The organism is Ruegeria sp. ABV3_008 (assembly GCF_056161185.1).
Window position 1 is genome coordinate 1 of sequence record NZ_JBSWYP010000024.1, and the last position, 15,310, is coordinate 15,310.

14 protein-coding genes are annotated in these 15,310 nt (G+C 58.6%); 9 read left to right on the forward strand and 5 right to left on the reverse strand.

Translation table 11 applies throughout. The annotated features are described in order from the left end of the window. Positions 1-354 precede the first annotated feature (354 nt). Positions 355-2,556, reverse strand: coding sequence for a catalase/peroxidase HPI (gene katG / locus ACXAH8_RS22770; protein WP_475220791.1), 2,202 nt, complete (start codon positions 2,554-2,556; stop codon positions 355-357). Positions 2,557-2,914: 358 nt separating this feature from the next. Between katG and ACXAH8_RS22775 the strand changes: the two genes are divergently transcribed. After that, positions 2,915-4,531, forward strand: a complete 1,617-nt coding sequence (locus ACXAH8_RS22775) for a GMC family oxidoreductase (protein ID WP_475220792.1) — start codon at positions 2,915-2,917, stop codon at positions 4,529-4,531. Here ACXAH8_RS22775 and ACXAH8_RS22780 read toward each other — a convergent pair. After that, on the reverse strand, positions 4,515-5,369 hold the full coding sequence (locus tag ACXAH8_RS22780; RefSeq protein ID WP_475220793.1) for an SDR family oxidoreductase: 855 nt from the start codon (positions 5,367-5,369) through the stop codon (positions 4,515-4,517). The genes ACXAH8_RS22775 and ACXAH8_RS22780 overlap by 17 nt on opposite strands. Before the next feature lie 88 nt (positions 5,370-5,457). On the opposite strand from ACXAH8_RS22780, the gene ACXAH8_RS22785 reads away from it, so the two are divergent. Further along, complete coding sequence (locus ACXAH8_RS22785) at positions 5,458-6,090, forward strand: class I SAM-dependent DNA methyltransferase (RefSeq protein ID WP_475220794.1); 633 nt, start codon at positions 5,458-5,460, stop codon at positions 6,088-6,090. A gap of 21 nt (positions 6,091-6,111) precedes the next feature. Here ACXAH8_RS22785 and ACXAH8_RS22790 read toward each other — a convergent pair whose 3' ends face one another. Then, positions 6,112-7,101, reverse strand: coding sequence for a sterol desaturase family protein (locus ACXAH8_RS22790; protein ID WP_475220796.1), 990 nt, complete (start codon positions 7,099-7,101; stop codon positions 6,112-6,114). Between the two features lie 23 nt (positions 7,102-7,124). Continuing rightward, on the reverse strand, positions 7,125-7,880 hold the full coding sequence (locus tag ACXAH8_RS22795; RefSeq protein WP_475220798.1) for a class II aldolase and adducin N-terminal domain-containing protein: 756 nt from the start codon (positions 7,878-7,880) through the stop codon (positions 7,125-7,127). 114 nt (positions 7,881-7,994) lie between these two features. Here ACXAH8_RS22795 and ACXAH8_RS22800 point away from each other — a divergent pair, with 114 nt between their 5' ends. From ACXAH8_RS22800 to ACXAH8_RS22820, 5 genes are all read left to right on the forward strand, one after another. Continuing rightward, a complete protein-coding gene (locus ACXAH8_RS22800) occupies positions 7,995-8,855 on the forward strand; it encodes a LysR family transcriptional regulator (RefSeq protein WP_475220799.1) in 861 nt (286 codons plus the stop codon). A gap of 154 nt (positions 8,856-9,009) precedes the next feature. Beyond that, positions 9,010-10,812 carry an adenine deaminase gene (gene ade / locus ACXAH8_RS22805; RefSeq protein ID WP_475220801.1) on the forward strand — a complete coding sequence of 601 codons (1,803 nt, stop codon included), beginning with the start codon at positions 9,010-9,012 and terminating at the stop codon, positions 10,810-10,812. Beyond that, positions 10,809-12,269 carry an AMP nucleosidase gene (locus ACXAH8_RS22810; RefSeq protein WP_475220802.1) on the forward strand — a complete coding sequence of 487 codons (1,461 nt, stop codon included), beginning with the start codon at positions 10,809-10,811 and terminating at the stop codon, positions 12,267-12,269. Before ade ends, ACXAH8_RS22810 begins: the two co-directional genes overlap by 4 nt. Before the next feature lie 130 nt (positions 12,270-12,399). Then, the gene (locus tag ACXAH8_RS22815) at positions 12,400-12,687 is read left to right on the forward strand and encodes an HU family DNA-binding protein (RefSeq protein WP_050605937.1); all 288 of its coding nucleotides are present in this window, start codon (positions 12,400-12,402) and stop codon (positions 12,685-12,687) included. A gap of 106 nt (positions 12,688-12,793) precedes the next feature. Continuing rightward, on the forward strand, positions 12,794-13,681 hold the full coding sequence (locus tag ACXAH8_RS22820) for a DMT family transporter (protein ID WP_170643383.1): 888 nt from the start codon (positions 12,794-12,796) through the stop codon (positions 13,679-13,681). Here the strand turns inward: ACXAH8_RS22820 and ACXAH8_RS22825 are convergent. Next, on the reverse strand, positions 13,657-14,178 hold the full coding sequence (locus ACXAH8_RS22825) for a glutathione peroxidase (protein ID WP_475220803.1): 522 nt from the start codon (positions 14,176-14,178) through the stop codon (positions 13,657-13,659). The two genes, ACXAH8_RS22820 and ACXAH8_RS22825, sit on opposite strands and share 25 nt — an antisense overlap. 146 nt (positions 14,179-14,324) lie before the next feature. Here ACXAH8_RS22825 and msrB point away from each other — a divergent pair, with 146 nt between their 5' ends. Then, positions 14,325-14,774, forward strand: a complete 450-nt coding sequence (gene msrB, locus ACXAH8_RS22830; RefSeq protein ID WP_170380153.1) for a peptide-methionine (R)-S-oxide reductase MsrB — start codon at positions 14,325-14,327, stop codon at positions 14,772-14,774. Next, entirely contained in the window at positions 14,771-15,280 is a 510-nt protein-coding gene (msrA, locus tag ACXAH8_RS22835; protein WP_475220805.1) for a peptide-methionine (S)-S-oxide reductase MsrA, read from the forward strand. The genes msrB and msrA overlap by 4 nt, the downstream gene beginning before the upstream one ends. The last annotated feature ends 30 nt before the right edge of the window (positions 15,281-15,310 follow it).

Here is a 15,310-nt window from a genome sequence, read left to right on the forward strand (position 1 = left end):
CTAAAACTCAACCTCAGATGCCCCCAGTCTATCCTGAGCGTCCCCGCCGCCTCAGCAGCGCCCCAGCGCCTCAGCAGCGCCGGTGAAGGGGTATTTACGGATTAGGTCTGGGACCTGCAACCCCCATTTTGCAAAAACTTCAAATTTCTCGGCAGAAAGTTTCCTACCTTAATAAAAGCAACAGGTTAGCTTCATTTTACTGGCGGTTTTTCCGCCTATACCCCCACGGAAAGCTGACAACGAACAGCCAAGCGCCTGAATCGTACCCAATGCTTGGTATGCGTTCAGGACGGACTGAGAAAAACGCCGCCCGAGTCTCCTCGGACGGCGCTTTTTCGTGAGTGGTGTAGGCCACTACTTCAGATCAAAGCGATCCGCGTTCATCACCTTGTTCCAGGCCGAAACAAAGTCGCAGACGAATTTGCCCTCGGCATCTGCCTGACCATAGACCTCGGCCAATGCCCGCAGTTGCGAGTTCGAACCGAAGACAAGATCGACTCGGGTGCCGGTCCACTTGACCTCACCGCTGGTGCGGTCACGTCCCTCATAGACGCCTTTGCCCGAGGGTTTCCATTCCGTGCTCATGTCCAGGATGTTGGTGAAGAAGTCGTTGCTTAGCACACCGACGCGATCAGTGAACACACCGTGCTTGCTGTCACCAAAATTCGCACCCAAGACACGCAGACCGCCTACAAGGGTCGTCATCTCAGGAGCAGACAGTGTCAGCAGCTGCGCCCGGTCGACTAACAGCTCTTCGGGTGAGACGGTATAGTCGGCCTTCTGGTAATTGCGGAACCCATCTGCGATTGGCTCCATCACGGCAAAGCTGTCCACATCGGTCTGCTCTTGCGACGCGTCGGTCCGGCCCGGAGTGAACGGAACCTCAACATCCTGACCGCCTGCTTTGGCCGCCTGTTCGATACCAACAGCACCGGCCAGAACGATCACATCGGCCAAGGACACTTTCTTACCACCAGATTGAGCGTCGTTAAACGCGGCCTGAACGCCTTCCAAGGCGCCCAGCGCCTTGGACAGCTTCATAGGTTCGTTGACGTCCCAGTCTTTCTGTGGCGCAAGACGGATACGGGCACCATTGGCACCGCCCCGCTTGTCCGACCCACGGTAAGTCGAAGCCGAGGCCCATGCGGTCGAGACCAGCTCAGACACCGACAGCCCAGTCGCAGCGATCTTGGCTTTCAGGTCGGCCACATCCGCATTATCCACCAGATCGTGATCGACCGCAGGGACGTTGTCCTGCCAAATCAGTTCCTCAGCGGGGGCTTCTTCGCCGATATAGGCCGAACGCGGACCCATGTCGCGGTGAGTCAGCTTGAACCATGCGCGGGCGAACGCATCAGCGAATTCTTCCGGGTTCTCGTGGAAGCGTTTCGAGATCGGGCCATAGATCGGGTCCATGCGCATCGCCATGTCGGCGGTGGTCATCATGGTTTTGACCTTCTTCGACGGATCATGCGCCTGCGGGGCCATGTCTTCTTCTTTGACATTCACTGGCTCCCAGATCCACGCGCCCGAGGGGCTTTTGGTCAGGTTCCAGTCATAACCGAACAGCAGGTCGAAGTAGCCATTGTCCCACTTTGTTGGGTTGGCCGTCCACGCGCCCTCGATCCCCGAGGTGGTGGTGTCGTCACCCTTGCCCGAGCCAAACTTGTTAATCCAGCCAAACCCCATTTCTTCAATCGGAGCGGCCTCTGGATCGGGACCAACCAGATCGGGATCACCCGCACCATGCGCCTTACCAAAGGTGTGGCCACCTGCGACCAGGGCGACTGTTTCCTCGTCATTCATCGCCATACGACCGAAGGTGTCACGGATATCACGGCCCGAGGCCAGCGCGTCGGGCTGTCCGTCCGGACCTTCTGGGTTCACGTAGATCAGACCCATCTGCACGGCGGCCAGTGGGTTTTCCAGATCACGCTCGCCCGAGTAACGGCTATGCGGGTTGTCCGTCGGGGCCAGCCATTCGGTTTCCGACCCCCAATAGATGTCCTCCTCTGGGGCCCAGATGTCTTCGCGGCCACCTGCGAAACCAAAGGTCTTGCCGCCCATCGACTCGATGGCGCAGTTGCCCGCCAGAATCATCAGGTCGGCCCAGGAAATCTGGTTGCCGTATTTCTGCTTGATCGGCCAGAGCAAGCGGCGGGCCTTGTCGAGGTTTCCGTTATCCGGCCAGCTGTTCAGCGGAGCGAAGCGCTGGTTGCCGGTCGAGGCGCCGCCACGGCCATCCGCAGTCCGGTAGGTACCAGCACTGTGCCAGGCCATACGAATGAAGAAACCACCATAGTGACCGTAATCCGCCGGCCACCAGTCCTGCGAATCCGTCATCAGCGCATAGAGGTCTTCTTTCAGCGCTTTGTAGTCCAGCTTCTTGAACTCTTCCGCATAGTCGAAATCTGAGCCCATCGGATTCGATGCCGGTGTATGTTGATGCAGGATCGAAAGCTTCAGCTGGTTGGGCCACCAGTCGCGGTTCGACCGCGTGCCAGCGCCATGCATCACAGGGCAACCGCCTGCTTTGGGGTTATCACTTCCGTCCATATCGATCTCCAATCCTGGCTCAGGTCTTGCGGCTCAGCGCGGTATTAACTGTAACGAACAAGATTACAGAAAGATGTAGCCCTGATGGATTTCAAGGGTCGCCCGCCGAAATTGGCGCAGCCCCCATTCATCAGGGCGACTCTGCGCCCTTGTGTCGAGGGAAATCTAGCAAACCAAAGACATAGAGATAAGTTTTGTTTTCTCATAATAACCATAATCAAATCCTATGGCTCACAGATCCTCCGACTCGTAACCTTGGGTCACAACCCCCACAGGCAGATTGTCTTCTTCCCTGTTCGCTTTCAGTCTGGCTCGAACAAGCGGCCAAGGACCCCGAGCAGGACATAAGGACAGCAGGATGGAGTTTGACTATGTGATCGTCGGCGGAGGCTCGGCCGGATCGGTTCTGGCCGGTCGCCTGAGCGAGGACCCGAACATCAGCGTCTGCCTGCTTGAGGCCGGTGGTCCCGGAAAACATATCGCCATCCGTATGCCCGCCGCCGTAGTGTCGACGCTTCCCGGACGCCCCAAGATCAGCAATTGGGCGTTCGAGACGGTGCCGCAACCGGGCCTGAACGGACGGAAAGGATATCAGCCGCGTGGCAAAGCCTTGGGAGGCTCCAGCGCGATCAATGCCATGCTCTATATACGCGGGCAGCGGCAGGACTATGACGGTTGGGCTGATCTGGGCTGCGCGGGTTGGGATTGGGACAGCGTTCTGCCTTACTTCAAACGCTCGGAAAACAACGAGCAGTGCGCAGATGACCTACATGGCGATAGCGGCCCCCTGCAGGTGTCGGATCAGAAAGAGCCGCGCCCGATCACCCACGCCTTCATTGATGCCGCTAGTCAGATGCAGCACCGGCGCGTCGAGGATTTCAATCGCGGTGATAACGAGGGCGTCGGCCTCTATCAGGTGACGCAATTCCACGACCCGGCCCGCAACGGGGAAAGATGTTCAGCCGCGGCGGCCTATGTGCATCCGGTCATGGATCGTCCGAACCTGACCGTCATCACCCATGCCCATGCCAAAGAGCTGACCTTCGACGGCAAACGCGCGACCGGAGTGATCTACAAAAAGAGAGCAAAAGGTGCAGATATCTCGGTCACGGCCAGACGAGAGGTATTGATCTGTGCGGGCGCGCTTCAATCACCGCAAATTTTGCAGCTGTCCGGTATCGGCGACGGGGAAGAGTTGCGCCGGCACGGAATCGCAGTCCGTCATGACTTGCCCGGCGTTGGCAAGAACCTGCAAGATCATCTCGATTTCATTCTGGCCTACAAAACCAAGGACACCGACAATTTTGGCATCGGCCTGACGGCAGGCATGCGCCTGATTGGGCACCTGTTGCGCTGGCGCAAAACCGGGTCGTCGATGGCCTCGACCCCCTTTGCCGAAGGGGCCGCGTTCCTGAAGACCTCTCCTGAACTGGATCGTCCCGACATTCAGCTCCATTTCGCCATTGCGCTGGTCGATGATCACGCCCGCAAGCTGCACTATGGTCATGGCTATAGTTGCCATATCTGTAAGCTAAGGCCCGAAAGCCGCGGCACCGTTGGCCTTCACAGCGCCGATCCCTTTGCCGCACCCGCCATTGACCCAAACTTCCTGTCCGATGACCGCGATCTGCAAACCATGATCAAAGGTGCGCGGATGATGCGCGACATCATGCAGGCCCCCGCCCTTGCCCCCTACCGGCACAAAGAGATGTTCGGGACTGAGACCGCCGAAACCAACGCGGATTGGGAACGCCATATCCGTGCCCGCGCCGATACGATCTATCACCCGGTTGGCACCTGCAAGATGGGGCTGGATGAGATGGCCGTGGTCGACCCGGAACTTAAGGTTCACGGGATCGAAGGGTTGCGGGTCGTCGATGCCTCAGTCATGCCAACTCTGATCTCGGGCAACACCAATGCGCCCACGATCATGATTGCCGAGAAAGCGGCCGACATGATCAAGGCTGCTCAGTGACCTTCATCAGGGCCTCAAGCCCTACTCGGTAATTGGGGTAGAGCAGTTTAACCCCAAGCTCATCCTTGATCCGGTTGTTTCGAACCCGCTTGTTCTCGCTGTAGAAACTGCGTGCCATCGGCGTCATTTCGGCATCTTCAAACGGAACGGCGGGCGGTAGCGGCAGGCCCTGCAACTCGGCTGCGTAGCCGATCACATCCTGCGGCGGCACCGGTTCATCGTCGCAGACGTTATAGAACGCGCCGGGATTGGGGGCCGCCATCGAGGCCGCGAGAACCTGTGCGATATCCTCCACATGGATGCGCGAGAACACCTGACCCGGTTTGATAATCCGCCGGGTCCCACCGCCCTTGAGCTTGGAGAACGGCCCGCGACCGGGGCCGTAGATGCCCGCCAGCCGGAAGATATGGATCGGCAGGCCGGGAATGGCCGACCATTGCTCCTCGGCAAGCAGACGCCAGCGCCCGCGTCTGGCTGTCGGCGCAGGTGGCGTGGTTTCATCCACCCAATTGCCCTGATGATCGCCATAGATCGCCGTGGTCGACAGATATCCAACCCATTTGAACTGCTCCGCGCACGCGGCGATCTCTGTGCCCAGCGCCGCCAGAACCGGATCGCCATCCTCCTTCGGTGCGGTTGAGATCAGCAGATGCGAGACCCCATCCAGATCCGGCACGTCCCCGGGCCAAATCAACGGCTCAGCGCCCGAGGCGCGAATGGCGTCAGTACCCTCGGCATCCCGCGTGGTGCCGACAACCCGCCAGCCCTCGGGCGTCAGGCGGCGCGACAGGGCCTGGGCAGAATAGCCGTGGCCAAAGGAAAACAATGTGTTCGTCATGCCCTCTAGATGATCCGAGCAGACCGGGGATGCAAGCGCCACGTCGACACACTTGATTCGAATCTCGCGATGCGCCTTTCTTTTAGGCATGAGCGAGAAAACCCCAGACCTGCACGCGGCCTATGCACTGAACTCTCCCGACGACAACAAGCGCCTCTATGCCGAGTGGGCGGGCGATTATGATGACGGTTTTGCCGCGCGCGAGGACTATCAGCTGCATATCCACACCGCCCGCGCCTTTGTGCGGGCCGGGGGGCAAGGCCCGGTGCTGGATGTCGGCGCAGGCACCGGTCTGTGTGGCGCGGTTCTGGCCAGTTTGGGGGTTGGGCCGATCGACGCCACGGATATCAGCGCCGAAATGCTGGATCAGGCCATGCGCAAGGACACCTATCGCGACGCGATCGAGGCCGACCTGACCCAAGGCATCCCTGTGCCGCGCCATAGCTATTCGGGTATCGTGTCCTCTGGCACCTTCACCCATGGCCATCTGGGCCCAGAGGTCCTGCCCGCCTTGCTGCGCGTCGCGCGCCCGGGTGCGCAATTTGCCATCTCAATTAACGCCAAACATTATGAGGAACTAGGCTTTGCCGACGCCTTCAGGCAGCTTGAGCAGGGTCAGATCATCAACCTGTCCCTGCCCGAGGTCCGCATCTACGGAGACCTCGCCGCTGGTCCGAACAAGGACGACACGGCCTATGTCGCCTTGTTCGAGAGGACCTGATCAGGTCTTCGCCCCGAAACGCTAGGTGTACATCTGTTTCTTGAACGCCCGCGTGCGCGTCGTCGCCTCGGCCGAACCGTCGTGATAAGTGCCGAACCACTTGTCGAACGGGATTTCCGAGGTGCCGTAGTTACACTCAAAATAGCGGTGGTGCAACTGATGGAAGAAATCGCCAGCGCGGGCGGCATCCGTTTCTTTCGCCCTCAGCTTTTCGAAACCGGAATGGGATAGAACCGGGCTGATCTGCTGAAAGTAGGTATGGAACAGAAGGTGCAGCGGGTGCGATGGGATGACCAGGTGAATGAAATAGGTCGTGAAGTAGAGGATGTTCTCATACCAATGGTTTGAGATTCCCGACCAGGGCCCGATATTGACATTGCGGTGGTGCACCGCGTGGACGTGTTTGTAGAGCTTCGGGTGATGCTCCAACCGATGCACCCAATAGAAGTGCAGGCCGGACCACATGGGGATCAGCAACATCCACAGGACAAACCAAACCGGCGCGCTGGACCATGTCACGGTCGGCACATAACCATTGGCCATCGCCCAAAAGATTACCCACTGATAAACGGTCGCCACTGTCATCGCGCTGCCCAAGGTCCACCAAATATTGTCGAGGACCTGATTGCGGAAAGTGAAGTTGCCGTTGTCCCGTGTCAGATCACGGCGATCGAACTTCTTGTACATGCCCTGCCCTTTGCGCATGTAAAGCCACCAGTGCAAGCCGCCCGCGACCAGAATTTGCGGCACCATGTTCAGCAGCCAAATCCGGAACATCCACCCCGCCGAGAAGCTCTTCATCGCGTCCAATCCGGGGAAGAACAGGACATAAGCGATCACGGCCAGTGTCATGCACAGGGTCAGCGAGGTGATCTGCAACCACGCCCCGCCATACCATTTCACAACCGCCGCTGGGCGGGGCGGCCAAGTGAACAGCGGGTTTAATCCCACCGGTCCTTCGGGGTGATAATTCCAACGGGCGGCTTCCGGATCCTGAGCGGTGTCGGTCATGGCAATCACTTCTGTCTTTTGGGTTAGGTTGCGTAGTCCGAGCCTTCGGCATCGAGCAGGGCTTTGATCTCACGCAGATGCGCCTGGGCTTGATCGGGGTAGTCGTCCAGCTCTTGCGCAGTCTTCTCGGCGATCTCATCGGATAGCACGCGCAACGGTTGACCCGTTTGCAGCGCACGGATGTAGGTTTCGGCGGCGCGCTCGAAATAGTAGAGTCTATTAAAGGCATCTGCCGGGTCGCTGCCGATGATCAGAACACCATGGTTGCCCATGATCATGACCTTCTTTTTCGGGTTCGACAGCATTGAGGCGCAGCGTTCCCCCTCGCTCTCAAACGCCAGACCGCCGAATTCCTCATCAATCACATAGCGGTTGAAGAAAGTGGCCGTGTTCTGGTCGATGGGGGGCATGTTGCTGTCCGCCAGCGATGCCAGCACGGTGGCAAAAATCGAATGCACATGCATAACGCACCGTGCATGCGGGCAGTGGCGATGGATCGACCCGTGAAGCCCCCAAGCGGTCGGGTCCGGTGCGCCGGGTTGGCTCATGACATCCGGATCATTGGCATCTAGTAGCAACAGGTCCGAGGCCCGGATACGCCCGAAATACATCTGATTGGGGTTCATCAGGAACTGCGTGCCGTCCTCGTTCACCGCAAGGCTGAAATGGTTGGCAACGGCCTCGTGCAAGTTCAGACGCTCGGTCCAGCGGAACGTCGCGGCCATGTCCACACGCTCGGACCAATGGTCGATATTGGGGCGAAGATTGGCGACACTCATGGGAACGCTCCTTAGGGCAATTGGTTTGAACAAAGCCTGCCTTGGGTCCTTGAGTTTGACCAACGAAAAAAACGCATCTATTTCATTAGTAGAACTTATGGTGAGGTTATGCAGATGCAGAATTCCCTGCCTCCTCTGGGCTGGCTGCGCACATTCGAGGCGGCAGCACGACACCTATCATTCACCGGCGCCGCCCGCGATCTGAACATGACGCAAAGCGCGGTGAGCCAGCAAATCAAGTCGCTCGAGGGGCATCTGGGCCAGCCCTTGTTCCTGCGACGCCCCAAGGCGCTGGAACTGACCCAGGCCGGAATCACCTACCTGCCCGTCGTGCGAGAGGCATTTCGCACGCTGGTGCGTGGCACACAGGCCGTAACGGGCGCTCAGCAAAACGCGGTTCAGGTTCAGTGCAACATTACCTTTGCCGTGAACTGGCTGGCCCCACGCCTGCCGGCCTTTCGGGCTGAGCACCCGGATGTCCAACTAAACATCTTCACAGAGCTCTGGGAGCCGCAGGAAATGGCCGAAGGCGCTGCGGTCGAGATTCGCTTTTCCCTGAGGCCCGCCGATACGGTCCGAACCGAGCTGCTGCGGCGTGAACATTATTATCCTGTCTGCGCGCCCGGTTTCAGTGTGGACCTGGAGACGTTGCAGGAAAAGCCTCTGTATGATTGCTTAAACCTACTTTCGAATTGGGCCAGTTGGGCAGATGATCAGGCTCTAATATGGGGAAAGCCGAACATCACTTACGCCACGACCTATCTGGTTTGCTTGTCGGCGGCGATGGCTGGAGGTGGCTTGTGCCTTGCGCATGACACGATCGCAGACCGGTTAATCGAGCAGGGTTTGCTGATGGCCCCTTTTAAGCATCGCGCAGAGATGCCCGAGGCGTATTACCTGCTGCTTTCCCCCCAGGCCGAGGAAACGCCTGGCGCGGTGGCCTTTGCCAATTGGATACGGCGCGAGATCGGGTGAGTGGGTTTCTCCCGTCCATCGTCGCGGCCTCTTTCGGGGCAGCTTCTCTGGTTGGGCCGGGCAGCGCTGACGCGCTGCGGGCGGGATTTGTAATGATTTCATGATACGGGATTACCGGGGTTGCACCTGACAACACATTCGGGAAAGTTGAGCCATGGAATACACACCCTTCCCAAGCTGGCCCAATGTCGCCCCCCGTCTAATCGCTGTTGCTGCAGGTCGCGAACTCGCGGATATGGTGATCAGCGGTGGTATCTGGGTCAATGTTCACAGCCGAGAGCTGCTGCCCGATCACTCCGTCGCCATCGCTCAGGGGCGGATTGCCTTTGTCGGGCCTGATGCCAGCCACTGTATCGGTCCCGACACGCAGATCATTGACGCCAACGGGCGCTACATTCTGCCCGGCCTGTGCGACGCGCATATGCACATCGAATCGGGCATGCTGACACCGGCTGAATTCGCGCGTGCCGTGATCCCACATGGCACGACCTCAATGTTCACTGACCCGCACGAGATCGCAAATGTGCTGGGCCTAGACGGCGTGCGTATGATGCATGACGAAGCGATGATGCAGCCGGTGAATATCTTCACTCAGATGCCCTCCTGTGCGCCATCGGCCCCGGGATTGGAGACCACCGGCTATGAAATCTCGCCCGAGGATGTGGCGCAGGCGATGAGCTGGCCGGGTATCATCGGACTGGGTGAGATGATGAATTTCCCCGGTGTGATCAACGGCGATCCTAAGATGCTGGCCGAGATTGCAGCCACTCAACGCGCCGGAAAAACGGTCGGCGGACACTATGCTTCCCCTGATTTAGGGTCTGATTTTTCCGCTTATGTTGCTGGTGGCCCGGCGGATGACCATGAAGGCACCTGTGAGGCTGACGCCATTGCACGGGTACGGCAGGGGATGCGCTCGATGATGCGGCTGGGGTCTGCCTGGTACGATGTGGAGACCCAGATTACGGCTGTCACTGAGAAAGGTCTGGACCCACGTAGCTTCATTCTGTGTACCGACGATTGCCACTCGGGCACCTTGGTCAATGAGGGCCATATGAATCGGGTGGTGCGCCATGCCATCGCCTGTGGGTGTGAGCCACTGGTCGCTTTGCAAATGGCCACGATCAACACCGCCACGCATTTCGGGCTGGAGCGCGAGATCGGCTCGGTCACGCCGGGACGACGCGCGGATATCATCCTCAGCTCGGATTTGACCGATTTACCAATCGAGACGGTCATTGCACGCGGGCAGGTGGTCGCTGAGAACGGTACCATCACTGTCGAATGCCCGCATCTGAACTGGCCGGAAGGCGCGCGCAATACGGTGCATCTGGGGCATGAGCTGACGGAAAGTGACTTTGAAATACAGGCCCCCGCTGGCGCGAACCGGGTTCAGGCGAATGTCATCGGTGTTGTCGAAAACCAGGCCCCGACCAAGGCGCTCAAGGCCGAATTGCCGATCATCGGCGGGTTGGTCGAAGGGGAGGGCGAGGTCTGTCAGATCGCGCTGGTGGAACGACATCGCGCCACCGGAGGGGTCACGAACGCGTTCGTCTCAGGCTTTGGCTATCAGGGCAACATGGCGATGGCCTCAACCGTGGCCCATGACAGCCACCACATGATCGTCGTCGGCACCGACCGCACACAGATGGCGCTGGCTGCCAATCGTCTGGCCGAGGTCGGCGGTGGTATAACTCTGTTTCGAGACGGTCAGGAACTGGCACTGGTGGAACTGCCCATCGCCGGCCTGATGTCCGACAGTCCCGCAGCCGAGGTCGCGGCAAAAGCCGAAAAGATGGTCGAGGCGATGGAGGCCTGCGGCTGTCACCTGAACAACGCCTATATGCAACACTCTCTGCTGGCCCTCGTTGTGATCCCCGAATTGCGGATCTCGGATCTTGGGCTGGTGGATGTCCGCACGTTTGAAAAGATAGACCTTCTGGAACTTCTGGCATGACAATAATAAAAACACCTGACACACCTGCTGCGGAAGACTTCACTGACCCCGAGGCCGCCGTCGCGCGGCTTGAACTTCTCTACAATCAAGCCACGGATTTCTTATGCGAGGGCTTCTCGGCGGCCATGCAGGATGGGGCCCCTTCGGCCCGTATTAGAGCCTATTACCCGGAAATTCGCATCAAGACCTCAAGCTACGCGCAGGTCGATAGCCGCCTGAGTTTCGGGCATGTCTCGGAACCTGGCATCCATGCAACCACCGTAACGCGGCCTGACCTGTTCCGCTCGTACCTGACGCAGCAGATCGCGTTGCTGATCAAGAATCACGACCAACCGGTGACCATAGGTGCATCAGACACGCCGATTCCGGTTCATTTTGCGGTCGCCAACAACCCGGATCTGGTGGTGCCTCATCAAGGTGCCGCGGGTTTCACCCTGCGCGATGTGTTCGACGTACCCGATCTGACAACAACCAATGACGACATCGTCAATGGCGTGCATGATCATACCGAGGTCGGGCCGCTCGCTTTGTTCACCGCCCAGCGCGTCGACTACTCTCTGGCGCGGCTGGCGCATTATACCGCAACGGATGCGGGGCATTTCCAGAACCACGTTCTCTTCACCAACTACCAGTTCTACGTGTCCGAGTTCGAAAACTACGCGCGTGAACAACTGGCCGATCCCGATAGCGGCTACGCCAGCTTTGTTTCGACCGGGAATGTCGAGATAACCGACGCGAATGCGCCGCTTGAACAGCCGATGAAGCTGCCGCAGATGCCGACCTATCACCTGAAGCGTGCGGACGGATCCGGCATCACTCTGGTCAATATCGGCGTCGGACCGTCGAACGCCAAAACCGCCACCGACCATATCGCGGTACTACGTCCGCATGCCTGGTTGATGGTCGGGCACTGCGCCGGCCTGCGCAATACACAAGCCTTGGGCGACTTTGTACTGGCGCACGCCTATCTGCGCGAAGACAAGGTTTTGGACGATGACCTGCCCGTCTGGGTCCCGATCCCACCGCTGGCCGAGATTCAAGTGGCGCTGGAACGCGCCGTGGCCGAGGTCACCGAACTTGAAGGGTATGAGCTGAAGCGGATCATGCGAACGGGCACTGTCGCCTCGGTCGATAACCGCAATTGGGAGCTGCGCGATCAATCCGGCCCGGTGCAGCGGCTCAGCCAATCCCGTGCGATTGCGCTGGATATGGAAAGCGCGACGATCGCTGCAAATGGCTACAGATTCAGGGTCCCCTACGGGACTTTGCTCTGCGTGTCAGACAAACCGCTGCATGGTGAATTGAAGCTTCCCGGCATGGCGTCGTCCTTCTATACCACTCAGGTCAGCCGCCATCTGGCGATCGGAATAAAGGCGATGGAGCATCTGCGCGGCATGCCGTTAGAACGCTTGCACAGCCGGAAATTGCGTTCATTTGACGAAACAGCCTTCCTCTGACGTAAAAAAGCAACGTTTTCCCCATATTTTTAGGGTTTTCCGCGCTACTATTCGTTGTGTTCGTCCACAATATCCCGTTACAGTTACGCGGTGAGGCCCTATAGATTGGGCACGTTAAGGAGACCAAGAAATGGCAAAGCCTATGACAAAGACTCAGCTGGTGGCTGCTCTCGCTGAGGAAATGGGAACCGACAAGAAATCCGCGAATGCGGCGCTGGAGGCTGTGACCGGCCTGATCACCCGCGAAGTTTCGGCCGGTGGCGCAGTAACCCTTCCCGGAGTCGGCAAAATCTACTGCCGCGAACGCCCCGAGCGTCAGGTTCGCAACCCGGCCACTGGTGAGACCTTCACCAAAGAAGCCGACAAGGTTGTGAAGATGACCATCGCAAAAGCTCTGAAAGACAGCGTGAACGGCTAAGCCGCGACGTCATGTTGACAGAATGTGGGGCTGCCGGAAGGTGGCCCCTTTTTCTTGCCGGACGACCCGTTTAAGAAAAGCACACCGCCCACCCAAGGAGATGGAAATGGATCTGCGCGCCATCGCAATGGGGCTGACCTTTGCCCTGATCTGGTCGTCGGCTTTTACGTCGGCTCGGATCATCGTTGCTGATGCATCGCCTCTGTTTTCGCTGGCGTTGCGCTTTTTGATTTCCGGCATCATCGGCGTCGCGATCGCGCGGGCCATGGGCCAATCCTGGCACCTCACACGTGAGCAGTGGCGCGCGACCATACTGTTCGGAGTTTGCCAAAATGCCCTTTATTTGGGTCTGAATTTCTATGCGATGCAAACCGTCGAGGCCTCGGTCGCGGCGATCATCGCATCCACCATGCCGCTGCTTGTTGCACTGGCGGGCTGGGCATTCCTGGGTGAGCGTTTGCGCCCCTTGGGAATTGTCGGGCTACTGGCTGGATTTGTTGGCGTTGCCCTCATCATGGGCAACCGCATCGGCGCAGGTGTCGATCTGTTCGGAGTGGCCCTTTGTGGAATCGCAGCCCTCGCCCTGACCTTCGCGACCTTGTCCGTGCGCGGGGCCACTTCGGGCGGCAATTTCATGATGGTAGTTGGCTTGCAGATGTTCGTGGGTGCCGCGATTCTGTTTGTCGCCGCCCCGATTTTTGAAACGATCCGCATACATCTGACAGTGCCGTTGGTTCTGGCGTTCAGCTACACAACGCTGTTCCCCGGCCTTCTGGCGACGTTGATCTGGTTCATGTTGCTCAACCGGATCGGGGCGACTCGCGCGGCGACGTTCCACTTCCTCAACCCCGTGTTCGGCGTCGCCATTGCCGCCGTTCTGCTGGGTGAGAAGCTGGGGCCGCTGGATGCGCTGGGTGTTGTGATCACCACGCTCGGCATTCTAGCGGTGCAACTGTCGCGTCAGCCTGGTCAGGGTAGCAGCGCCTCGACCTGACGGGTCAGCTTCGGCGATGTCGGCTTTACGCTTGAACCAAAAGTAGCCACAACCTCACCTTCTGAATCCAAAAGGATTTTGTTGAAGTTCCATTGCGGCACAAAGCCGGTTTGGTCCGCAACGGCCTTGTAGAACGCATGCGCCTTTGGCCCCTTGACCGAAGTGATATCGGCCATCGGTAGGGTCAGGCCGTAGTTCATCTCGCAGAAGGCTTTGACTTCGCTCGCCGTTTCCAATTCCTGATTGAAGGAATCCGATGGGACCGCAAGCACCACCAAACCGCGTTCGCCATAGGTCTCGTGCATCTTCTGCAAATCCGCGTATTGACCGGTGAAGCCGCATTGCGATGCGGTATTGACCACCAGAACCGGCTGACCACGCCATGCCTCAAGGGACAAAACACCCCCGTCGATCGAAGCAAACTCGGCTGTCAAAGGCGCCGCTTGCACAGCACGGCCGATCAACAAAAGAACGCTCAGCAGCAACACACGAAACATGGCAAAACCTCCTTGGTATTAAGGATACGGTAAAAACCCCCTTCCGGATCAACCGCACATGCGCGCGAGGCGTTTGAAATATGATTTTGATTTCCGAAATTTTATGCCCAAATACTACTCAACAATTCCAATTGATCGGAGGAGCCATGTCCCGCTACACCAAGGACCCCGCGGTCGTTGCCGCTCTGTCCCCCGAGGCGTTTCACGTCACCCAGCGCAGCGGCACCGAACGCCCCGGAACCGGCGCATATCTGGGCAATAAAGAGCCCGGCATCTACGTAGATATCGTATCGGGCGAGCCGCTATTTGCCTCGACGCACAAATACGAATCCGGCTGCGGCTGGCCCAGTTTCACAAAGCCAATCATCCATGAACATGTGGAAGAGTTTCGTGACACCACCCATGGTATGATCCGCACCGAGGTCCGCTCAAAACACGGCGACAGCCATCTTGGCCACGTCTTCCCGGACGGCCCGCGCGAGCATGGTGGGCTGCGCTATTGCATCAACTCTGCCGCACTTCGATTCATTCATCGTGACGAGATGGAGGACGAAGGTTACGGCGAATACCTGATCCATGTGGAGGACATCCAATGAGTATCGAACGCGCTGTTCTGGCCGGTGGCTGCTTTTGGGGCATGCAGGACCTGATCCGCAAACTGCCCGGCGTGTCCCGCACGCGTGTCGGATATACCGGCGGCGACGTGCCAAACGCCACTTATCGCAACCACGGCACTCATGCCGAAGGGATCGAGATTTTCTTTGACCCCTCTCAGATCACCTATCGCGATCTGCTGGAGTTCTTCTTTCAGATCCACGACCCAACGACGCCGAATCGTCAGGGCAATGACCGTGGCATGAGCTACCGTTCAGCGATCTATTATGTAGATGACGCGCAAAAACAGGTGGCTCTGGACACAATCGCGGATGTGAACGCCAGCGGGTTGTGGCCCGGTAAGGTCGTGACCGAACTGGAACCCGTGGGCGATTTCTGGGACGCCGAGCCTGAGCATCAGGATTATCTGGAGCGCATCCCCAACGGCTATACCTGCCACTTCCCGCGCCCCGATTGGGTCCTACCCAAACGCGACGCGGCTGAATAACGCTTGGCCCCCTTCGGTCTCCGAAGGGGG

What these genes read in the sequence shown, in the direction of transcription:
- katG (WP_475220791.1), bottom strand. Translation starts at nt 2,556, where the DNA reads ATGGACGGAAGTGATAACCCCAAAGCAGGCGGTTGCCCTGTGATGCAT.
- ACXAH8_RS22775 (WP_475220792.1), top strand. Translation starts at nt 2,915, where the DNA reads ATGGAGTTTGACTATGTGATCGTCGGCGGAGGCTCGGCCGGATCGGTT.
- ACXAH8_RS22780 (WP_475220793.1), bottom strand. Translation starts at nt 5,369, where the DNA reads ATGACGAACACATTGTTTTCCTTTGGCCACGGCTATTCTGCCCAGGCC.
- ACXAH8_RS22785 (WP_475220794.1), top strand. Translation starts at nt 5,458, where the DNA reads ATGAGCGAGAAAACCCCAGACCTGCACGCGGCCTATGCACTGAACTCT.
- ACXAH8_RS22790 (WP_475220796.1), bottom strand. Translation starts at nt 7,101, where the DNA reads ATGACCGACACCGCTCAGGATCCGGAAGCCGCCCGTTGGAATTATCAC.
- ACXAH8_RS22795 (WP_475220798.1), bottom strand. Translation starts at nt 7,880, where the DNA reads ATGAGTGTCGCCAATCTTCGCCCCAATATCGACCATTGGTCCGAGCGT.
- ACXAH8_RS22800 (WP_475220799.1), top strand. Translation starts at nt 7,995, where the DNA reads ATGCAGAATTCCCTGCCTCCTCTGGGCTGGCTGCGCACATTCGAGGCG.
- ade (WP_475220801.1), top strand. Translation starts at nt 9,010, where the DNA reads ATGGAATACACACCCTTCCCAAGCTGGCCCAATGTCGCCCCCCGTCTA.
- ACXAH8_RS22810 (WP_475220802.1), top strand. Translation starts at nt 10,809, where the DNA reads ATGACAATAATAAAAACACCTGACACACCTGCTGCGGAAGACTTCACT.
- ACXAH8_RS22815 (WP_050605937.1), top strand. Translation starts at nt 12,400, where the DNA reads ATGGCAAAGCCTATGACAAAGACTCAGCTGGTGGCTGCTCTCGCTGAG.
- ACXAH8_RS22820 (WP_170643383.1), top strand. Translation starts at nt 12,794, where the DNA reads ATGGATCTGCGCGCCATCGCAATGGGGCTGACCTTTGCCCTGATCTGG.
- ACXAH8_RS22825 (WP_475220803.1), bottom strand. Translation starts at nt 14,178, where the DNA reads ATGTTTCGTGTGTTGCTGCTGAGCGTTCTTTTGTTGATCGGCCGTGCT.
- msrB (WP_170380153.1), top strand. Translation starts at nt 14,325, where the DNA reads ATGTCCCGCTACACCAAGGACCCCGCGGTCGTTGCCGCTCTGTCCCCC.
- msrA (WP_475220805.1), top strand. Translation starts at nt 14,771, where the DNA reads ATGAGTATCGAACGCGCTGTTCTGGCCGGTGGCTGCTTTTGGGGCATG.